This is a genomic window from Gemmatimonadota bacterium (assembly GCA_016712265.1).
Taxonomy (GTDB): domain Bacteria; phylum Gemmatimonadota; class Gemmatimonadetes; order Gemmatimonadales; family Gemmatimonadaceae; genus RBC101.
Genome location: JADJRJ010000013.1, coordinates 26,077 through 45,064 on the forward strand (window position 1 = coordinate 26,077; position 18,988 = coordinate 45,064).

At 65.7% G+C, this 18,988-nt stretch carries 28 protein-coding genes, 1 tRNA gene and 2 pseudogenes; 30 read left to right on the forward strand and 1 reads right to left on the reverse strand.

All coding sequences use genetic code 11. From position 1 onward, the window contains the following. The 29 genes and pseudogenes from IPK85_02705 to IPK85_02845 all read left to right on the forward strand — a co-directional run bounded on the left by IPK85_02705 (position 1) and on the right by IPK85_02845 (position 17,179). On the forward strand, positions 1–273 hold the full coding sequence (locus tag IPK85_02705) for a hypothetical protein (GenBank protein ID MBK8246310.1): 273 nt from the start codon (positions 1–3) through the stop codon (positions 271–273). 599 nt (positions 274–872) lie between these two features. Beyond that, positions 873–1,373: a hypothetical protein gene (locus tag IPK85_02710; GenBank protein MBK8246311.1), complete on the forward strand. Its 501-nt coding sequence runs from the start codon at positions 873–875 to the stop codon at positions 1,371–1,373. A 47-nt stretch (positions 1,374–1,420) separates the two neighbouring features. Next, positions 1,421–1,777, forward strand: a complete 357-nt coding sequence (locus tag IPK85_02715; protein MBK8246312.1) for a hypothetical protein — start codon at positions 1,421–1,423, stop codon at positions 1,775–1,777. A 127-nt stretch (positions 1,778–1,904) separates the two neighbouring features. Continuing rightward, positions 1,905–2,048, forward strand: a complete 144-nt coding sequence (locus tag IPK85_02720) for a hypothetical protein (protein ID MBK8246313.1) — start codon at positions 1,905–1,907, stop codon at positions 2,046–2,048. Next, positions 2,048–2,500 carry a hypothetical protein gene (locus IPK85_02725; GenBank protein ID MBK8246314.1) on the forward strand — a complete coding sequence of 151 codons (453 nt, stop codon included), beginning with the start codon at positions 2,048–2,050 and terminating at the stop codon, positions 2,498–2,500. Before IPK85_02720 ends, IPK85_02725 begins: the two co-directional genes overlap by 1 nt. Next, complete coding sequence (locus IPK85_02730) at positions 2,500–3,564, forward strand: hypothetical protein (GenBank protein MBK8246315.1); 1,065 nt, start codon at positions 2,500–2,502, stop codon at positions 3,562–3,564. The genes IPK85_02725 and IPK85_02730 overlap by 1 nt, the downstream gene beginning before the upstream one ends. Next, positions 3,552–3,728, forward strand: a complete 177-nt coding sequence (locus IPK85_02735) for a hypothetical protein (GenBank protein MBK8246316.1) — start codon at positions 3,552–3,554, stop codon at positions 3,726–3,728. Before IPK85_02730 ends, IPK85_02735 begins: the two co-directional genes overlap by 13 nt. Next, entirely contained in the window at positions 3,718–4,407 is a 690-nt protein-coding gene (locus tag IPK85_02740; protein MBK8246317.1) for a hypothetical protein, read from the forward strand. Before IPK85_02735 ends, IPK85_02740 begins: the two co-directional genes overlap by 11 nt. Positions 4,408–4,413: 6 nt before the next feature. Next, positions 4,414–4,806: pseudogene (locus IPK85_02745) on the forward strand (hypothetical protein). A 220-nt stretch (positions 4,807–5,026) separates the two neighbouring features. After that, positions 5,027–5,128 (forward strand): annotated as a pseudogene (locus IPK85_02750) (peptidoglycan-binding protein). Between the two features lie 704 nt (positions 5,129–5,832). After that, the gene (locus IPK85_02755; GenBank protein ID MBK8246318.1) at positions 5,833–6,300 is read left to right on the forward strand and encodes a hypothetical protein; all 468 of its coding nucleotides are present in this window, start codon (positions 5,833–5,835) and stop codon (positions 6,298–6,300) included. A gap of 866 nt (positions 6,301–7,166) precedes the next feature. Next, positions 7,167–7,601, forward strand: a complete 435-nt coding sequence (locus IPK85_02760; protein ID MBK8246319.1) for a hypothetical protein — start codon at positions 7,167–7,169, stop codon at positions 7,599–7,601. 305 nt (positions 7,602–7,906) lie between these two features. Beyond that, entirely contained in the window at positions 7,907–8,059 is a 153-nt protein-coding gene (locus IPK85_02765; protein ID MBK8246320.1) for a hypothetical protein, read from the forward strand. After that, a complete protein-coding gene (locus IPK85_02770; protein MBK8246321.1) occupies positions 8,059–8,232 on the forward strand; it encodes a hypothetical protein in 174 nt (57 codons plus the stop codon). Before IPK85_02765 ends, IPK85_02770 begins: the two co-directional genes overlap by 1 nt. Then, complete coding sequence (locus tag IPK85_02775) at positions 8,232–8,441, forward strand: hypothetical protein (GenBank protein ID MBK8246322.1); 210 nt, start codon at positions 8,232–8,234, stop codon at positions 8,439–8,441. Before IPK85_02770 ends, IPK85_02775 begins: the two co-directional genes overlap by 1 nt. A gap of 53 nt (positions 8,442–8,494) precedes the next feature. Continuing rightward, a complete protein-coding gene (locus IPK85_02780; GenBank protein MBK8246323.1) occupies positions 8,495–9,058 on the forward strand; it encodes a hypothetical protein in 564 nt (187 codons plus the stop codon). 49 nt (positions 9,059–9,107) lie between these two features. Then, positions 9,108–10,073: a DUF2786 domain-containing protein gene (locus IPK85_02785; GenBank protein MBK8246324.1), complete on the forward strand. Its 966-nt coding sequence runs from the start codon at positions 9,108–9,110 to the stop codon at positions 10,071–10,073. Positions 10,074–10,265: 192 nt separating this feature from the next. Beyond that, positions 10,266–10,424: a hypothetical protein gene (locus IPK85_02790; protein MBK8246325.1), complete on the forward strand. Its 159-nt coding sequence runs from the start codon at positions 10,266–10,268 to the stop codon at positions 10,422–10,424. A 299-nt stretch (positions 10,425–10,723) separates the two neighbouring features. Continuing rightward, positions 10,724–10,805, forward strand: a tRNA-Glu gene (locus IPK85_02795). A gap of 44 nt (positions 10,806–10,849) precedes the next feature. Then, positions 10,850–11,014, forward strand: a complete 165-nt coding sequence (locus IPK85_02800; GenBank protein MBK8246326.1) for a hypothetical protein — start codon at positions 10,850–10,852, stop codon at positions 11,012–11,014. 499 nt (positions 11,015–11,513) lie between these two features. Beyond that, the gene (locus IPK85_02805) at positions 11,514–11,702 is read left to right on the forward strand and encodes a hypothetical protein (protein MBK8246327.1); all 189 of its coding nucleotides are present in this window, start codon (positions 11,514–11,516) and stop codon (positions 11,700–11,702) included. A gap of 18 nt (positions 11,703–11,720) precedes the next feature. Beyond that, on the forward strand, positions 11,721–12,164 hold the full coding sequence (locus tag IPK85_02810) for a hypothetical protein (protein MBK8246328.1): 444 nt from the start codon (positions 11,721–11,723) through the stop codon (positions 12,162–12,164). Between the two features lie 285 nt (positions 12,165–12,449). Further along, positions 12,450–12,731 (forward strand): hypothetical protein, encoded by a 282-nt coding sequence (locus IPK85_02815; GenBank protein ID MBK8246329.1) that lies wholly within the window; start codon positions 12,450–12,452, stop codon positions 12,729–12,731. Then, positions 12,728–13,126: an AAA family ATPase gene (locus IPK85_02820; protein MBK8246330.1), complete on the forward strand. Its 399-nt coding sequence runs from the start codon at positions 12,728–12,730 to the stop codon at positions 13,124–13,126. Before IPK85_02815 ends, IPK85_02820 begins: the two co-directional genes overlap by 4 nt. Before the next feature lie 20 nt (positions 13,127–13,146). Further along, a complete protein-coding gene (locus IPK85_02825; protein ID MBK8246331.1) occupies positions 13,147–13,494 on the forward strand; it encodes a hypothetical protein in 348 nt (115 codons plus the stop codon). A 33-nt stretch (positions 13,495–13,527) separates the two neighbouring features. After that, positions 13,528–14,046 carry an ATP-binding domain-containing protein gene (locus IPK85_02830; GenBank protein MBK8246332.1) on the forward strand — a complete coding sequence of 173 codons (519 nt, stop codon included), beginning with the start codon at positions 13,528–13,530 and terminating at the stop codon, positions 14,044–14,046. Positions 14,047–15,045: 999 nt separating this feature from the next. After that, entirely contained in the window at positions 15,046–15,315 is a 270-nt protein-coding gene (locus tag IPK85_02835; GenBank protein MBK8246333.1) for a hypothetical protein, read from the forward strand. A gap of 896 nt (positions 15,316–16,211) precedes the next feature. Further along, on the forward strand, positions 16,212–16,448 hold the full coding sequence (locus IPK85_02840; GenBank protein ID MBK8246334.1) for a hypothetical protein: 237 nt from the start codon (positions 16,212–16,214) through the stop codon (positions 16,446–16,448). Positions 16,449–16,567: 119 nt separating this feature from the next. Next, positions 16,568–17,179 (forward strand): hypothetical protein, encoded by a 612-nt coding sequence (locus IPK85_02845; protein MBK8246335.1) that lies wholly within the window; start codon positions 16,568–16,570, stop codon positions 17,177–17,179. Positions 17,180–17,297: 118 nt separating this feature from the next. Here IPK85_02845 and IPK85_02850 read toward each other — a convergent pair whose 3' ends face one another. Continuing rightward, entirely contained in the window at positions 17,298–17,582 is a 285-nt protein-coding gene (locus IPK85_02850; GenBank protein MBK8246336.1) for a hypothetical protein, read from the reverse strand. 636 nt (positions 17,583–18,218) lie between these two features. Here IPK85_02850 and IPK85_02855 point away from each other — a divergent pair. Further along, positions 18,219–18,988 (forward strand): hypothetical protein (locus IPK85_02855; GenBank protein MBK8246337.1); only part of this gene is annotated, 770 nt, incomplete at its 3' end.

An 18,988-nucleotide genomic window follows, 5' to 3' on the forward strand; every position in this document is an offset into this window, starting at 1 on the left:
GTGACATTCGATCCGGCCAAGTTTTTTGAGGCCGTACGCGAGTATGGCAGAAGCGCCGACAACGTAGAGTCCAAGGGCTTCGCACGGTGCGCAACTGTGGACCCCAACTACACCGGCCTTGGGCCGGCACGGGTCACGTTCGATGGCGAGACTGCCCTGTCACAGAAGTCATACCAGTTCCTGGACAACCCGCCCCGTGCCAACACTCGTGTTGCCATGTTTCCCATCGGCAACACCTACCTGATAATGGGGATGATCAACGGTGGGGTCTGACTTATGGGTGCGAGACCCGATGGGCGGACGTTGAACGTGTCAGGCGTCCTGTTCGCTCTCCTGGCGGGGCCGTGCATCGCCTGGGCGCGCTCCTTGAGCCAGAAGCTCCGGTTTTCCGCGCTGATGGGGTATCAAGTGCTCACCGTTCAGCTCATGTTCCGCGGCTTAGGCGCTCCCATCACCGCAGTACCGGCTGGAGCTATTCGCCGCCATAGGACTAGTCGCGTTCTTGCGGGATGGTTGCTTGTTCGTGGTCGAGGTGAGACGCGGACGGCATGAGCGCGGGGATTAGCGCCATATTCACCGGTGCGGCCGCGATCCTTACGGCGATGTCCAGCGCTCGCGCGCGGCAGCGCCAGGGCGTCTCGGCGAGATATCCGAGAGGCGAGAGATTACATAAAAGCGGCGGATCGCTGGATCTATATCGCGGGCGCGGCTATTCCAGACGAGGGTTGGATCTTCCTGATGGTAAGCCAAAAGAGCTGACAGAAGATGACGACGATGACACATTCAAAAGAGCCCCGCAAACACCGTAAGGAGATACGACTTCCGGATGGACTCCGGCTGGGGTAGCGGTAGTTGGGTTGGCCACCCTCGCCATGGGGCTGTTTCTGGGGCAGCGAGCAAGCTCTGCAGAGAAGGCGCAAACCGTCGCGACTCAGCAAACTTCCGCCACGGCCAACCAGGCGCTCGACCTCGCATCCGCCATCCGCGCCGGGTGCGATGACGGATCGATTCCTCTCAAGTACCAGGACGCATGCGCCAAGGCAATATCTGTTCAGGCCAAGCCGGTTCCATCGATCCGGGGCGCTCCGGGCGTGGCCGGTTCTCCTGGCCCTCCTGGCAAGCCCGGACTGCAAGGCGCCGACGGGCCGCCGGGGCCGCCGGGAGTGGCCGGGGCCCCCGGGGCAGCCGGCGTCCCCGGCCCGGTTGGCGCCGACGGTGCACCGGGTCCGGCCGGGCCGCAGGGGACTCCGGGGGGCACCGGCCCCCAAGGGCCCAAGGGTGACAATGGCCCCGCTTGCCCCGAGGGCACCAGCCCAGAGAACATTACGGTGCTAACTCCGGACGGCACTGATAGCATCGTGGCGTGTTCTTAACCGGTATAATGAAGAGGGCGTTAGCCCCAGAAACACCAGGAGGAAATGTGACCGAGCCCACCCAGTCCGACGCCCAGGCGCAGCCGAAGACCGATGAGGCGCTGGACGCCCTGGACCAGGCCATCGAGAAGGTCGTGGCGTTCCAGGAGGACAACGACGAGAACGACGCCGCCGCCATCTGGGACCGGGTGCACGAGCTGGAGCGGCGTCTCCAGGGTGCCCCGAGCCACGCGCCGAAGGACGCCCTGACCGGCGCTCCGATCAACCCCGACGGCGGGGCGAACCTCGGACCGGCCGACCCGCTCGCGGGACGCGCGGCCGACCCTGTGGTCACCCCGGAGGAGTCCGGCCAGGCCCCGTCGCAGCCCGAGGGCTCGTCGAACCTGTCGGACGAGACCCGCTGATCACCCGCTGAGAGGAGGGTCGCGCGTAAGGCGGCCCCCTTCTCCCGCGTAAGGGATGAAATGGCGATCCTAGAGCAGATCCCGCGCCCTCGATCGGGCAGCCGGGCGGCAGCGCGCATTCCTCAGCATGCTGGCGCGGGCGAACACCATTCCCGAGATTGCTCTGGACGCCCTGGCGCAGAAGCTGATCGCTGGAACCGGCATCACGGTCAACTACAACAGCGCCGCAAAGGCCCTCACCCTCACGGCGACCGGCGCGACCGGGAGTTGATGAGGCTGCGGATGGACCACATAGCGGCGCACCTCATAATCGACTCGGGCGGCACGCTGACCTATGACGACCCGGCTGGTGATATCCACATCGCCGTCACGGGCGGAGGAGGCGGCGGCACGTCTGGCCCGCCCAGGGTCGTCGCGCTTACCGATGGCGCCACAATCACGCCGAATGCCGACACGACCGATATCGCAACGGTCACCCTCGGCGGCAACCGGACAATGGCCAACCCGACTGGCACTCTCGTGGCCGGCCAGAAGCTGATTTACCGCCTCAAGCAAGACGCCACGGGCTCGCGCCTCATCAGTACCTGGGGCAGCATATATCGGTTCTCGGGCGGGACGGCGCCGACCCTGACGACGACCGCCAACAAGACAGACTACTTGGGGTTTGTGTACAACGCGGTTGACTCCAAGCTCGACTGCATCGCCGTGAGCAAGAACTTCTGATGGCCACCTTCGGCAAGACCGATGCGGGCATTTCGTCCTCGACGTCATCGGCGAACAAGACGATGGTGTCCCCGGCGACGCCAGCCAGCAGCGGCACAATCACCGGCGCTACGGCGCGCATGTCGATTGACTCGGGCTCGGCCACGGTCAAGTTCTGCATCTATGCGGACAGCGCTGGGGACCCCGGGGCGAAGCTCGCGGAGTCCGACCCGCTCGTCATCAGCAACACAACCGAGCAGGCGCTGAACTTCACATTCTCCGGCGCCAACCTTATCAACGTCGTCTCCGGTACTCCGTACCACATCGGCCCGTCCTGGGCGGACCCCGGCACGCCTATCATCACCGTGTACCGCGACTCTACCGCGGGGCAGCGCAAGGAGAACAGCTCTTACGCGGCCGATCCATTCGGGACGCCGACCGCGCTGGCCGGGCCGATCGCGGCGTACGTGACCTACTCGGTGCCGGTTACCGCCGAGGCGGACCCCATGTTCTTCGACTTCTTCACCGGCTTCGAGCCGATTGTGGAGGAGGGTCCCGCGCCGGCCACTATGGTGGACGCCACCAACCAGAGCTTCACCGACTCGCGCGGACTGGCCGGCCAGTACCATGTCTGGGGCGCTGGACTCCCAGGCAACAATGCAGGTCTCGTGGTGCACTTCCATGGGGATGGCGCCTATGAACACCTCAACCCGACCGACAACTACTGCTTCGCTGGCAACCGCGGCATCCGCGCGGTCGCCAAGGCAAAGGGCTACGTTGTGGTATCGGCCAAGGCGCCTGACACAACGGGCACAGTGACCTGGTGGGAGGGCGGCGTCAACAACGCCGACTACTTCGCCGGGACGGCGACCTACGCGTGCAACAGTACAACGGCGACTTTAGCAAGATGCGGACGTCCCAGGCTACTCGGGTGGGGCGCAGTTCATTACGCAGCATTTGCGCCCAAGTACTCGTCTCGATTCAGCGGCGGCAGGGGCGCGATCCTCGGCAACAGCAGGACGCCAAGGGTGACGGAACGCGCCCGAGCGCGCCATTCAAGGCCGCATTCCCAATGCACTGGGTGACCGGCGGCCAGGATGACGGCACCTACGCCGATGATGGCTTCAACGCGTTAGCGGATGCCAACGCGGGCAAGGCGTACTATGCCGGCCAAGGCTTCACCACGACCCAGAAGACCCCACCCAGCGGCGGTCACGGGCGACGGCGCGTTCGGGCCGATGCTCGATGACGTGTTGCCGGCCCTGTCTGGCTACACGCCGCCCTCGCGTACGCCCGGCACGGTCCGGCCGACCCTGGTCACCTCGTACAAGGTAACTGGCACAGGCACCGGGACGACGACCACGCCAAGCTTCACGCCGTCGCCGGGCGAGGTCATCGTGGTTAAGGCGTGGAACTCCGACCTGGATTCGCCCAACATCGGCGGCGTGACAGGCGGGGGCCTGACCTTCGCCACCAAGACCCACATCCAGGCAACTGGGAAGGCCGAGTGCTGGCAGTTCGTCGGCGAGGTCGGGCCAGTCAGCCCCGGCTCGATGAACGTGTCTGTGTCGTGGTTTGGGACGACCGGGCAGCACGGCATCATCGTGGAGCGCTGGTCGTCCGGCCTGGTCAAGGGCGTTCCGGCGCAGTCCTCGCCGGTCATGGGCAGCGGAGCGCCGAGCGGATCGATCACCCCAGAGAACGCCAACAGCGTTATTACTTGGCTCGACACAGACTGGGACGTCGTCACCGGCACCGCGGCCTACCGCTCCAGCGCAGTGGAGACGCAGCAGAGCTCCACATCCAACATGCGCGCCTACGCGGCGTACCAGAACTCAACCGGAACCGGCGCACAGACAGTCGGCCTAACGGCACCCACTGGACAAGAGTGGGCCATGGGCGCGATCGAGCTGCTCCCCGCGCCATAAGGAGGAATTGTGGACAGGTCTTACAATGGCTGGACCGCCAGCCGCAACCCGGCCGACTTCGGCGGCCTGACAAAGCTCGTCGTGGCCGGCGAGGAGTTCGCTCCTGGCGTCCGCTCGGGCGACGTAGCTACGGTGTTCCAGTACTTCTGGACCCAGTTCAACAAGCGGGTCGAGCCGCTCGTCAAGGAGGACTGGCACCAGGCGGATGACTGGGGCTTCAACTACCGGCCGAACGTCAACAACCCGACGCAGCTCTCCTGTCACGCGAGCGCGACCGCGACTGATGGGAATGCCACGCGCCATCCCAACGGGAAGCGCGGTACATTCACCGCGCCGCAGGTCCGGGAAATCCGGCAAATCTGCGCTGAGCTGAAGAATGTGGTTCGCTGGGGCGGTGACTTCCCAACCGCCGACGAGATGCACGTGGAGATCTGCGACAATGAGGCCGCGGTCCGCGCGGCTGCCAACTGGGTCCGGGGTGTCGCTTCAAAGGGCGCACCGGCCCTCACGTCCTCGCCGTTCCCGGGTACGGGATTAGGGCAGGAGAAGCGTCAAAGGCGCAGCGGGTCCTCAGCGGCAGTACCCAAGCGCGACGCCGCTTGGTGGAAGACAGCGACGCGGCGCCGCCACCAAAACGCGCGTCGAATACTTCCAGAAGGCCGCCGGGCTGACGGTCGATGGAATCGTTGGACCCGCTACCAGAAAGGGACTCGGACTGTGACTGTCATCAACCCCGAACCGGCCAACACCCGGAAGATCGAGCCGAAGGTCACCGCAGCTACTGTCGGTAGCTATGTGGCCGGCTTCCTCGCGCTACTCATCACGAACCTCGCGACCGGCTCCGACAACGAGCTGATCAGCGCGACCATTCCCGACTGGTTGGAGGCGATTCTCTACCCGCTCATCCCGGCCGTAATCGGTTTCCTCACGTCCTACAACGCCAAGCACCAATGGCGCGTCCGCCCGAATGTGCGGGGCGGAGCTACGGGCTCGACGGAACAGGCTAAGCCGGTACGCTTAGTTATCAGGAGGTCGACGCGACGACTCTGCGTAACGGGATTCCGGCCCTGACCGCATGAGGTCGACCACCAACCGAACGGCCCCGCCAGTGTGTGCTCGCCACACCAAGGTCCCACCTCCGAGGACGGGCGGGGCCGTTCCATTCGCATGGAACGGCGTGCGCGCGTATAGGATGGCGCGCGCCGGGTGACTAATCTTCCCTCCGCGATACGCTATAGTAGGCGCTATGAGCTTTCGAGACTACGACCCGTAGCAACACTCCATGCGGGGTGTTCGCGATGGGAAAAAGACTAACGTCGATAGTGGTTTTGACTTTCTTGTTTGAGCGCTACACGTTTCGCGTTGAGAAGAACAGGCGGCAACACATGGCGTGTGTTCGGCCCGCGCGGGCAGTCGCTCCATCGGATGGTGTATGGCGCCCGCCGCGGAGTTCTTCTCGACCACATAAACCACGACGGCCTTGATAACCGACGAGTCAACCTTCGGCCGGCCACAAGCTCCCAGAACCAGGGAAACTCCAGGATCAACAAGAGCGGCCGGACGTCGCGGTATCGAGGTGTCTCATTCCACAAGGCCAGCAAGAAGTGGCGAGTTCGCATAGGCAGCGGCAGACAGGGAACCCAAGCCATCATCGGATACTACGCGGACGAGGCCGAGGCCGCACGAGCGTACGATGCGGCCGCTATCGAACACTGGGGCGAGTTCGCCGCGCGAACTTCCGCGAGGGGGCGACGCGCGCGCCGGCCTCCGCGCCCGCCTACGATTGCGCGCGTGTTCGCGCTCGCGCGCGTCGCGTCTACCCCTCCCCCTCCCCTAAAGCCCCCTCCCCCTCCCCGTCTCTACGCGGGCGCGCGGTTCCTCTTCCGCGCGTAGGCGCGCCGCGTCTCGGGCGGCGAGATCCGGAGAGGTACCGCGCGCGTACGCGCGTCTTCCTCTATCTCGCGAAACGGCGCGACGCGCCCGACCGCGGGGTACGCCACTCAACCAATCTACCAGGCGACTCGCCGATCCGGTGTAACTCGGGCTAGACGCGGATGGCGTCTACGGTCTAGACTGTGTCTTGTTCGGCTCGACGGGCCGGACGGAGGGCCGGAGGGCCGAGAGGGAAAGGCGAGGCCGGGGCTAGACGCCCGGCGCGTCTTACGGTAAGGTTCGGACCGAGGTTAAGGGAACGGCCCCGCGAAAACCGGCCCGATCCCCGGACGTACGGGAAGGCGTAAGGCGCGCCCGGCGCTCGGAGGAACCGAAAAGGTTCGGACTAGACGCCGAAAGCGTCTTCCGCTAAACTAGGCCCGGTAAGGAACGGAACGGCCCCGGGACGGGAGCGGACGAGAGGAGGCGAGAGGCGCAGGAGGACCCGCGAAGCTAGGCGAACGGAGGACGGAGCGCGCGGCGCCTAGCCGAAGGCTCCGGACCGGCAGTACGAAAACTCAAAAGTCGATCCCCGCGAAGATAGGGGACGGGTTAGCGTCTCGAAGCCGAGACCCGTCCGACCTACCGGAACCGAGCGAGGCGCGTAAACAGAGCGCGCCCGGCTCGAATACGAGAACAGTAGAGGAACGGAACGGGGAGGAGTCTCGACTGACGACGGGTGATAACCGTCGGACGCTCGACCTAGCCGGTAGGCCGGTCCCTCGGGACCGGGACGGGTTCGACTCCCGCGAGAGCGCTAGACGCCTAGAGCGTCTTACGCTAGACTAAGCCTACCGCCGAGACGGCGGCGACGATCGGAGGACGAGATGAACACGGTAGTCTCGAACAACCAGCGGAAGTACCGGGCCTCACGGCCGGACGGGATCTCCATGCCCTCCAAGGGCAACCGGAACTCGATGGCGACCGCTCCCGGCGCTCCGCGCGACACCAAGCCTTCTTTCCCGCAGCTCCACCCGCAGACGGGGGACATCCTTCCCTACAAGGTCGCCCCGTTCGAGGATGTGAACGGGGTGTGGTTCGACGTCCCGGCGCGCCGTACCGGCATCGTCCCAGGCGCGCAGAAGGCGACCCGTACGGCCGCCCCGAAGACGGGCGCGCGTAAGGCGCGTACTCGGCGCCAGGACCCCGGCGCGGGCACCCGCCCGTCGCTCTCGACGATGCGCCGGAAGGGCAAGGACGTCAGTACTCGGGACGTGCCTCCTGGCGGGAGGAGATCCGCGAGGGCAGCCGCACAAAGGTGACCAACTACGACAGGATGCGTCCCGGACGGCGCGAGAAGGACGATAAGCTAGACTGGCGAGAAGTGCGACGGCGTGGTGAGCGACTACCCAGACGACCAGGTGGTGGCCTACAGCGACGACGAGCAGAAGCGCACATCAGGTGCGCCAGGCCGAGGAACGGAGGACGAGTGAAGACCTACCAGGGCGAAGTGGTGGACAGGTGTCTCGCGGACCACCAGTACGTTCAAACCGGCACACTCCATCGCCGAGGTGGAGCAGGCTATCTTCCAGAGCGGCGGGGAGCTTCCGCAGGTGTGGGAGGACTGATGCCGAAGTGCCAGGTCTGCCTGGAGGGCGACGACGCCCGGAAGGGCGGTGTGAACCAGTACCAGGCGCCCGAGGACCGACCGGCAGCGGCAGGTGGTTCCATGGCGTGTGCGTTCAAGGTCGGCTACAACGAGTGGGATGAGGACGAGTGATGAAGTGCTGGTGCGGTAGCAAGGCGACTCACTACGTGTCGATCATCATCGGGCGAAAGGGGCAGGACACGGACCACATCGACAACTACCTCTGCGACGACCACACAGAGCGCGTAGAAGCGGCCGCGGATCGAGACAAGGACGTCATGGAGTTCGAGGCAAAGGAGCTGTGATGCCCAGATTCGCAGCAAGGCCGGTCGGGACGTTCGGCGGAGATGGCCGGACCGACCCGGACCGGGTGGGCAACGTCGTCAGCATCCAGGGCAAGGACTGGGTGGTGGCGCAGGTACTCACGGAGAGCTACCTGCTGCAGGCCCAGACGGAGCGGGGGCGGAGTACGCTCCTGGTCACTCCGAAGGAGATGGAGGAGCACGCCAGGTAGACGCCGGGTGGCGCCGTAGAAATGGCGACGACACGCCAACCAGGAGGGCAGAGATGATGAGTGCAGCAGCGCGGGATGACCACCCGACCGCAGCCATGGTCATGATGTGCTACAAGCACGCGGGCAAGATCCGGTCTGACGCGCCGGTCGAGCAGACACCCGTGCCGAGTGACCCGGAGTTCCAGAACAGCCGGGGCCGTCGCGAGGGTGACCGGCGCGAACTCTTCCGCCAGGTCAAGGCGCTCGGCGACAAGGTCGATGAGGGACCCTACGCCATCCGGAACGGCCCCAAGGCCGCCAATGACATCAGTTTCTACCAGGTGGACAAGCCCACCACGGGTAAGTGGGCCGGGCGGACGTTCGTCAGCCGTCGGCTGTCGGACAACGAGCAGCGGCTGACGCTGGAGGAGCAGGTGCGGGTCCTCGCAGCCATCGCTGCCGACCCGCAAGGCGCCTCGCTGCTCTACGGCCAGACCATCGGCGAGTTAGCGGAGTTGGCAGGCCGCGACCAACGAGGTCAGCCGCCAGCGCGGCATCGGCCCGGTCTGCGCCCGCAAGCGCGGCTACATGGACGTGGCGTAAGGACTAGACGCCGATGGCGTCGTAAGCTAGACTGAGCGTTGTAAACAGCCCGCCCGGAACGGGCGCGAGACTCGGAGGCCCCAGATGAGCGACAAGATCCTCGACCGTATCCAGAAGATCCTCGACCGCGCCAACCACCCCGGCACGCCGCAAGGCGAGCGGGACTCGGCGCTGGCCATGGCCGACAACCTCATGAAGGTGCACCAGATCGAAGAGGCCGCGCTGCGGGCTCGGAACGTCGCCCGGGGGATCGGCGAGGCGAAGCGCCACGAGGTCACCGATGAGGAGATCGAGTGGGTGGACTCGTTCGACGAGTTCCTGCCGACCCACCGCAACGTCGCCGCGCTGCTGGCCAACCTGGCCGGCGTGGAGATCGTCTTCAAGTCCAGCTACTTCAAGAGCACCATCCACGTCGTCGGGTACCCGGACGCCATCGGCTACTTCAAGATGCTGTGGACCGGGACCTACCTCGTGTTCAGCGCACAGCTGTTCCCCAAGTGGAACCGGAACGCATCGGCGGGCGAGAACATCCGGGCGTTCGTGGAGGCCGGTTACAAGTGGGACTACGTGTGGCACCAGGCCCGCAAGGAGAACCAGCCGTTCACCCGTACCTCCAAGGGCGAGACGGTCGAGGTGGCCTGCCCGCCCGCGGACAACGGCTGGATGAAGCGCCAGCTTGCCAAGGCGTACGCCGCCACCGGCGAGGAGAAGCCCAAGCTGACGCACGGGGTGAAGAACTACCGGAACAGCTACGCCGAGGGGTTCTACACCTCCCTGCGGGACCGGGTCATGGAGATGATGGTCCAGCGCCGTCGCCTGGAGGCGCAGGCCGAGGGTGGCGCCCAGATGGTCCTGGCTCGGGACGTGGACGCAGTGCAGAAGCGCTTCAATGAGCTGTTCCCGCCGAGCACCCTCAGCTACGGCAAGGCGGAGCGGCAGGGCGGGAACCACGCGGGCGCTGCGGCTCGCGGCCGGACCGCTGCGGCGACGGCCGACCTGACCGGGGGCCGGGGTGGCGTGACAGGTGGAGCTCGGCGGTCCATCGGATGAGCAAGATCCAACTCCCCGTCCCGCCCGGCATTCTCGTGTCGGGTGGGGCGGCGCAACCAGTCTTTTTCGCCGGTGGCGGCATTCGCGATCGCATCCCTACTCAACATGATACCCTGGTAGATGCGGGGTAGACGCGGACAGCGTCGACCGCTAGACTCATCCCGTAAGCTCACCGCTCGGAAGGAGCGCGACATGTTCGAGATCGGCGACAAAGTACAGGTTGAAGCCCCTGGTTGGCAGGGGTACACCGGAGAGGTGATCGGCGAGGAGATCAACGGGGACGTCCAGGTTCGGCTCGATCACTCGGGTGGCTACAAGGAGTTCAGCGCGGCCGACCTGAAGAAGGCCTGAGACCAGCCGCTGACCGCTGGGGAGCTGGTTGGCGGCAATTAGGAGGGGCGGGCGCGACGTTGGGGAGCCGACCGCCCGCCCTTCCGCAACCGGAGAGGAACCGTGGCAAAGAACAGCGGCAGCATCATCGTTCGGCAGGTGCTCGTGAAGGATGGCAAGACGCGGCGCAGCGGACCGTCAACATGAGCAGCTTCGCCGGGTGACACCGCTGCCGCGGTCGATCTGATGACCAAGAGCCTGAACCACCAGTACGGCGAGCGCGGCTGGAAGTGGAACAAGACAACCATCTAGCTAGACCTGGGGCGGGCCGCGTGCCCGTGGCGTCAGGAAGGCTCTCATCCCCTCCGAGAGACCGAGCAGGTTCGAGTCCTGCCCGCCCCACTCAACCAGCGACAACCACACCTACGCCCAAGGAGGGCCCAGTCATGACCACACCCAAGCGCGGCGTCAAGGTCGTCATCCTCACCGAGACCGTGGACGAGGATGGCCGGCCAAGCAAGGCGCCCACCCGCGTCATCCGGAAGCACCGCCCGCGGAACAGCGGGGCGCGACGCTCAGGGAGTTCTCGAACGCGGACGGGCGGGGCGTAGAGCGCGCCAACGCCTACGTCGAGGAGAAGGGACACAGCTTGGTATGAACTTCGGAGGATGCACCACATGCGGCGACGCCAAGGGCGGCGCCCAGACGCGACAGGATGGGAGACGGCCGCAAACCAGGGGTGGAGGTGCCAGGACTTGCATGGGTGTCCGTGCAAGGCGACGGTGATGCGACAGTTCGTGCCACGCAGACGCGTAAGGAAGGATGAGCAGCATAAGGGTGTGCCCGCGAGTGCCGGGAGGACGCGGTGGCTCTGCCGCCGACGAACGGCACGACCCCGCAGCAGAAGGGCGACCGGTACAGCCACGCCAAGGACCGGACGCCGCTGTGCCCGGTCATGGGAAGGGGAGGGTACGAATCGGCGCGCGGACACAAGCGCCGCTGAAGTCGGAGACGCCCCGGGGTAGACGCCCGGGGCGTCGTCCGCAAACTGGCGTGTAACAAGGCGCCAGGAGGGCAGGATGCAGAAAGCGGACGGTAATCAAGCGGGTCGTGGACGCGGACACAGCGACCAAGGTCGATGGGCGCGGTGCGTGCCCGGACGGCCCGACGTACCAGATCCAGCGCGGGAAGCTGGATGGCGAGGTGTCGATGCTCTTCAGCAGGCGGACCTACGCCTACCTGGAGACGCGGCTCCGTGAACTCAAGAGGCAGGAAACAGATGCGTGGCGCAGGGCGTGAGGGCGAAGCCTCGTCGAGATGCTGTGGGAACAGCTGGACGCGCAGTACAACCGGCTGAAGGAGCTGCACGAGGATGGCGGCGTGACCGCCAAGAACGTCGGGACGGTGAGCGCCGAGCACGCCATTGCGTACCTCCAGCAGCAGGGCAAAGTCCAGGGCCTGTGCTTCGCAGTCGGCACGATCATGTACCCGTACGACGCGCCCAAGGACCGGATCGAAAGGTTGCAGGCGGGCGCCGCAGCGCAGGAGAGACGCCTACAGCGAGGACGAGAGGACGACGACGATGGTGACGATGAACTCCGCGCAGCACTAGCAGCAGAAGATGCGGGCGATGAAGGCGCGGGCCAGCACATCCGATGCCAAAGGTCTCGCGCGGCAGCAAGCCTTCAAGCGGTCCGTCACGATCAAGTGAGTGGCGAGATCGACCCAGACGCGCCGGTGGTGGAAGGCGAAGCTCAATGAAGTACCTCGCAGTGTGCCCGTGACAGACGGGCTTGGAGATCCACAGCCCGTCCTGTCGGAGGCAGGCGAGGCGAGATCATCAGCGCGCCCAACCCGTTCAGCGCAGGCGTGGAGTAACGGCGTCGACAAAGCCGCCGAGCAACGCGCGAGCACATGGCGGCGGTCCGGACCTACGCTTGTTCCCCTGCGCGGCGCAGAGGCAGAGCACGCCGGTGCCAGACCTCCCAGCGCAGCAAGCTCCCATTCGAGCGCGAGGCCGGTGACGGCGAGATCCTGACCGCCCTGATGGGCAAGCGGATCAAGTGGGTCAGCACGACCTCGGGCCGCGAGGAGGAGGCGCGGCTGTACCCGGATGGCCCGCACGAGAAGGTGATCCAGGGGCGAACCATCACCAGCTTCCCGCACAACCACACCAAGATCAAGGTCACATCAGCCGGCCACCGGGTCCTGGAGTTCCTGGACATGGCGGGAACCGGCTTCCGCGCGGCGCGGATCGAACAGACGCAGGCGTTGCGCTGGACGCCACGAGCGTCTTACGCTAAACTACGACTACACCAGAAGGGGTGAGCGCGGTGGACGCGGACGCGACCAACGGACAGTACGCCGCGCGGAGCGAGATCTTCAACTGGTACCGCGAGGGCGGGGATGACCCATTCTTCCTGGGCGGGTACGCAGGTTCCGGCAAGACCACTCTCATCAAGCACCTGATCGGCGAGGCCAGGGGCCACATCGCCGTCCTCGCGCCGACCAACAAGGCCGCCAAGGTCCTGCGGGGCAAGGGTGTGCCGCAGGCGCAGACCATCCACAGCTTCCTGTACGGCCAGCCGGTGTTCGGCGAGTGCGAGTGCGGGTCGGACAACAAGAACCACGATGCGAGGTGCCCGGCGCGAGATGTCTTTCCTCCAGCGCAGCGCTTGTTCAACGCCGCAGAGAGATCGTGGAAGAGGTTCCGCCGGTCCTGATCATCGTCGATGAGGCGTCGATGGTGAATGAGAAGATGGCCAAGGACCTGATCGCCAAGGGCGTGCCGATCCTCGCCGTGGGCGACCCGGGCCAGCTGCCGCCGGTCGAGGGCAAGCCCGGTTTCGGCGAGCCGACCTACGTCCTCACCGAGATCATGCGGCAGGCCGCGGAGAACCCCATCATCCAGCTGGCGCACGCGGTTCGGAATGGCGAGAGCCTCCGCCCGGGCAAGTACGGTCGGAACGAAGAGGCCATCATCACCAAGATGTCGCCGAACCGGGCGGACTGGGACACAGACAGGGTGGACCAGATCGCGACCGGAAGCACACCACCCGCACCATGTACAACCGGAACTACCGCGCGCTGACCGGGCGGCAGGGTCTCGTTGAGCCGGGCGAGGATGTGCTGTTCAAGTCCAGCCACAAGGAGCAGGGCATCGCCAACGGCGACGTGTTCACCGTCTGCGAGGTCATCGAGCGAGACCACCTCCCAACACAGTAGGGGGGGCGAGGGCGGCGAGGGCCGCGACCGTTTCTTCGCCATGTCGGCCTGGAAGCAGGGCTTCGGCGGGGCGCAGGAGTGGAAAGACCTCTCCACCATGGACTTCCGGTACCGCGTCCGGCACGCGCAGGTGTGGCACTCGTACGCCATCACCGTGCACTCGGCGCAGGGCTCGGAATGGGACCACGTCCTGATCGCTCAGGACGGGAACCGCGACCGTAAGTGGCTCTACACCGCTATCACTCGCGCAAAGGCGCATGATCTTGGCGGGGACGGACGATGGACGAAGTGGCCAGTGCGCCAGGTTTTTGACAAGCTATACCAGGTGGTTTTGGAACATAGAGGGTGCGAGGAGCCGGAAATTGGACGGCATGCAGTCTCATCGGGCGGCCCAGGAGGACGCAGACCGCGCGAATAGGAAAGACAGATGAAACTACACGCGGACCGAGTCAGCAACCGGATGCAGGTCGGGTGTCGCTGGCGCAAGGGACATCCCGCGCCAGGCAGCCAGATTCAGGCTACAACTTCATGGACAGCCCCAAGGCCGTCAAATTGAGCAACCGAGGTCGAGCCTATGCACCAGCCAAGGGCGCGGAGCTTCCAGCGAACTACCGGACGTGCGCGGACCTCCGCGCAGGTTCAGCGACGCAAGCTAGGACATCATGGATGGTTGGCGTGGGGTGAGCCGCCGAGAAGCAGACCAGCGCCAGGACGCGATGCGAATCCGCGCAGTCGATGACTTCCCGACGCCGATCGCAGACGGAGTCTACCCGCGGCGAGCGAAGGCAGTCCACCACCGTGCGTTCAGGCGGTCAGCATCAGCTTCGCCGTGCGGGCAGGCGTGTCGGTGAACAGGGACCACCCAGGCTCGGCAAGACGCTCAGGCAATCAGCGCAATCGTCGAGTCCCAATGCGGCCAGCCCGATCGCGTGGTAGCGCCGAAGCGTGGCCGCCACGGTGACGCTGGCCGGACAGGATCGGGACTTGGGCGCCCGGTGAGCAGTTCGTCGTCGCCGAGGGCTCACGAGAGCAGCGAGAGGCAACCATCGCCCGGTTCCGCTCCTGGGCGGCACACCGCATCGAGCAGCGCTCCTGGCTCTTCATCAACATGGAGATGCTGCAGGTGGAGCGTCCGCCGGTCCGCAAGAAAGAAGGGCAAGGCCGCCAGTTCGGGAGGACTGGCTAGGCGTCTGCGAGCGACGAGGAGACGGCGACCGAAACTCGACCTCAGGACGCTCGCGGTTGAGCCCGCGGAGGCTCTCCGGCAGCGAAAGCAGCCGGGGAAGTACAAGCGTTAACCGGGCTCTACGACCCGACCGCGCGGCGGCACCCGGGCCTGTTCGAGCAGACCTGGTCAGCGATCATTATCGACGAGTCGCACAAGATCCTCCCGGCCAAATCGAGCGAGCACCGCAAGATGTCGCAGATCCGCTCGGGCGCGCAGAGGCTCAGCGTCCGCCCGCGGGCGCACGACCTCGCGGTGGAGAAGATGGCCCTGAGCGGGACGCCCTGGCGCGGTAACCCGCTGAACCAATGGGGCACGCTCCACTGGCTCGACCCGCAGCAGCATTCGAGCTTCAGCAGCTATGCTGAGCGCTGGTTCCAGATCGAAGAGAACGACGATTACCGCGTCATTGAATCCGTCCGGCCGGACGTCGAACACAGTTCAGTGGCGAGACAGACGTGACCATGATGCGTCGGACAAAGGCGAGTCGCACCGCGGCGCCGAGCAAGGTGTACGCCAGAACGCGGCGGACCCGAAAGAACGACGAAGCCCTAACGGCGTGCGGCTCGGTATGGGCGTCAAGCAGGCAAAACGCATGAGGACATGACGCGAGATGCGGTAGCGCGCGGAAGTCAGGCAGGCATCGGCTATCAGCGTCGCGGCGGAGATGACGCGACAGAAGCAGTTCGCGCTTGTTCCTATGGCGTTGTGACGCGCGTCCTCCGCGCGATACCGGACTCATCGCGAAGGGTGGGCCGACACATTTCGCGCCCGGCCTCCCATCGAACAAGTGGGGTTGGTTGTCGAGTTCCTCGACGAACGCAGCATCAACAAAGGCCGTGGGGCGACGGAGAAGGACGTGTTCAGGTCGCGGCAGACCGGGCTGCTTAACATATTCAAGGCGCAGCTGGACCGGCTGCGGATTCCGAGCCTCATCATCACCGGCCAGACGAAGAATGCCGACCGCGCGGTGGCCAAGGCTAAGTTCCAGAAGCCGGGCGGTCCGCGCGTATTCCTGTTGAATACATATGCGGGCGGCGTATCCCTGACGCTCGACCGCGCAGACGATATGGTCGTGATCGGCAAGACGCGGGTGCCGGACGACCAGGAGCGGTTGGAGAGACCAGATTCACCGGATCTCGCAGGGCGAGAACAGGGACCCGCAACGTGCGGTACGCGCGCTCGCGCGGTACGATTTGCGACAAGCACATCGCAGAACGACCGATTCAAAGATCGCATCAGAAGAAGCGATGGATGGCCGGCGGGGCGTCGACTACGCAAAGCGGCGACCGGAGGCAGTGATGGACCAGTTCATCTAGGCTCAACATACAGGTTGCTTGGGCAGTGGACGCGGTGGCGTGACAGGTGTTCCATGCGTCCTCGCGGGCTACCTCATCGGTCATCAGCAGAAGCGGGGCGAGGTCAAGGAGGCTGTAGATGCGGAGTTCGTGAAGCGTCGTAACGACCTGTTCGACCGGGGCCGGACGACGGACCGGCGCCCGGAGCACGACGGGATGCAGCCCGCGGTGAACCGGCGGATCAAGGTGGTCGGCACGCGGCCCACGCCGCCCGACCGGCCCCGTAACCAGCTGTAACAGAAAGTTGCAAGAAAGTTCGGAGAAACTCTAGACTTCCCGGACTGACCCGCGTAGCGTTCTTGCTACCGGGGAGCGATACCAAACCCCAAGAGACGGACCCCCAGGAGGGCAGCGAGATGGCACGCGAGCGTAAGTACGAGGTCCCCGAGGCCGACGAGCGCGACTACCCGGCGGACTTCGCCGAGGTCAAGGCGGGTGGCGGCACCCGATCTTTGCACTTCGGCGAGTGGACCGCGGAGAAGACCGGCGCGAGCTTCAGCACGGCGAAGGAGCTGGCAGCGTTCAAGCTGGGTGCGCAGTTCGGCATCCGGTACCGGATGAACTACCAGCGCGCGGCGGACGGGGCGCACGCCTTCCACGCCGAGCAGCAGGAGGCCCGCGAGGCAGCGGCCGGTGAGAAGGCGCAGCGCGCCACGGCTCGCAAGACCAAGGCGGAGCCGGTCGAGGAGGCCCCGGCCCCCAAGCGGCGCGGTCGCCCGGCCAAGGTCGTGGAGCCGGTGGCGGAGGCGCCCGCTCCCAAGCGGCGCGGTCGGCCCGCTCGGGCTGCTGCGGCCGAGGCCCCGGCCACGGGTCGCCCGGCGCGTCGTCCGGCGGCTGCGGGCAAGCCGGGTCGTCCGGCTCCTAGGGCGCAGGCAGCACCGAGCCCACGTTGCGAGGTTGTGACCCAGGGTGGTCAGTACACCCCAGTCCCCACACCCCCCTCGCGGGAATGGCGTGCAGCAGCCTAGAGGACCTTGCGCGGGGCGTACGAGTCTAACCAGGGAGGGGCGGCGCCGGTGAGGAGCAGGAATAACGTAGGGCAAGCAGCCAGTCAGGGTCCGTCTCAGATGCGGAACCAAGCGCCCACTAGCGCGCGCCCCTCCGGATGTAGCAGGCCGGAATCCCGCCGATCGGAGGAAGAACATGGACGACCTCACACGTGAGGCAATCGAGGACCTGCGGCGCCGAGTGGATGCCCTGGAGCAGGTACCGCCCAACCCGTTCGCGGCACTCCGCGACACCATCGCCGGATGCGGCCATCGCGGCCCGCAGGCAGGAGAACATCACAGCGACCGTCACCGAGTCAGAAAGATCGCGTCGGATGCGTTCGACGAGATCGCGGGCGAGAACCTCGCCGTCGCGGCCGACCATCAGGCGCGCAGATCCTCGTGGAGTACGCCCGGATGTGGAAGCCGGCAGATGCGCCAGCCGAGAAGCCAACGGCGGGCCCGGACCAGGGAGGCCGAGACTTCCCCCGCCCCGGCGGCGGCAGGGTGACCCGAGGAGGGGTCATGGCAGACAAGATCCCGACGCTACGGACGTCCGAGCGGACCGCGTGGCGCAAGTGCCATGCCTAGTAAGCCTTGCCCATCCGGATGCGGCTGTGGAAAACACAAGTTCGGGAAGTCGCACCAGAACTACAAAGGCGACGATGCCGGCCGATCGAACAAGCACGCGCGCATTCGGTCGCAACGAGGCAAGGCAAGCGAGTACGACTGCGTGGATTGCGGGGATCAGGCTCTGGATTGGTCCCGAAGGAAGGATGGGGACTGCAACAACTTGTTGCAGGATCGACCCGCGTTGCCGCCGCTGCCATATGGAGTATGACGAAGACGAACGTTGGGGCAAGCCGGGCTACCGCGAGAACCAGATCCAGAAACAATCCGCCAAGGCCAAAAGGCAATGGGCTGAACACAAGGATGCCGGACTGATCGGCAACCTACGACCGAAGGGCAGGTGATCTAAAATGAGCAGGACTCCCGTACTCCGCACATCCGAGCGGACAGCGTGGCGGTCTTGCCCGTTAGGGGCACCGCAAAAATGGTGGTGGGGCTACCGGGAGGCGCGGTCCCCAAGGCGCGCCCGCGCTCCGCGTGGTTCAGCACCGGCGGCACGCTGGCGGCGACGTACTACGGGAAGGGCAAGCGTCGGTACCCGAAGAAGGCCCGACAGGTCCTGACCGACTACTTCGACAGCGAGCTGGAGCAGATCAAGACCATTGATGGCGAGGGCGCCATCAAGTACGTCGAGGCAAAGACGCTTGCGCTGAACATGTGGGACAACTACATCGCCACCTACGGCGCCGACGACCACATGTACATCATCGCGGTCGAGCGCTCAGGCAGGTCGAGGTATTCGACGCCGCAGGCAACGCAGGAACGATCTGTGCGTTCGATGGATGGCGTGTACCGTGACGAACGGGACCACAACAAGATCAAGCTGCTGGAGCACAAGACCGCCACCATCATCCAGCTTGCCTGGCTCGCGCTCGATGACCAGGCCGGGTCGTACCTGGCCTTCATGACCGAGGTCCTGCGGTTTGAGGGCACCCTCGGGCCGGACGAGTCGATTCAGGATGTCACCTACAACATCGCCCGCAAGGAGGTCGTCAAGAAGGACGACCGGCCGCGCAACGCAGACGGGCTCGCCCTCAACAAGGACGGCTCCATCAGCAAGAACCAGAATGTGCAGGCGCCGCTGCTCGTCCGGCAGGACATCCCGCGCTCGGCGGAGTCGCGCAACCGGCTCATCGAGCGGGTGGCTATCGAGTCGAGCGG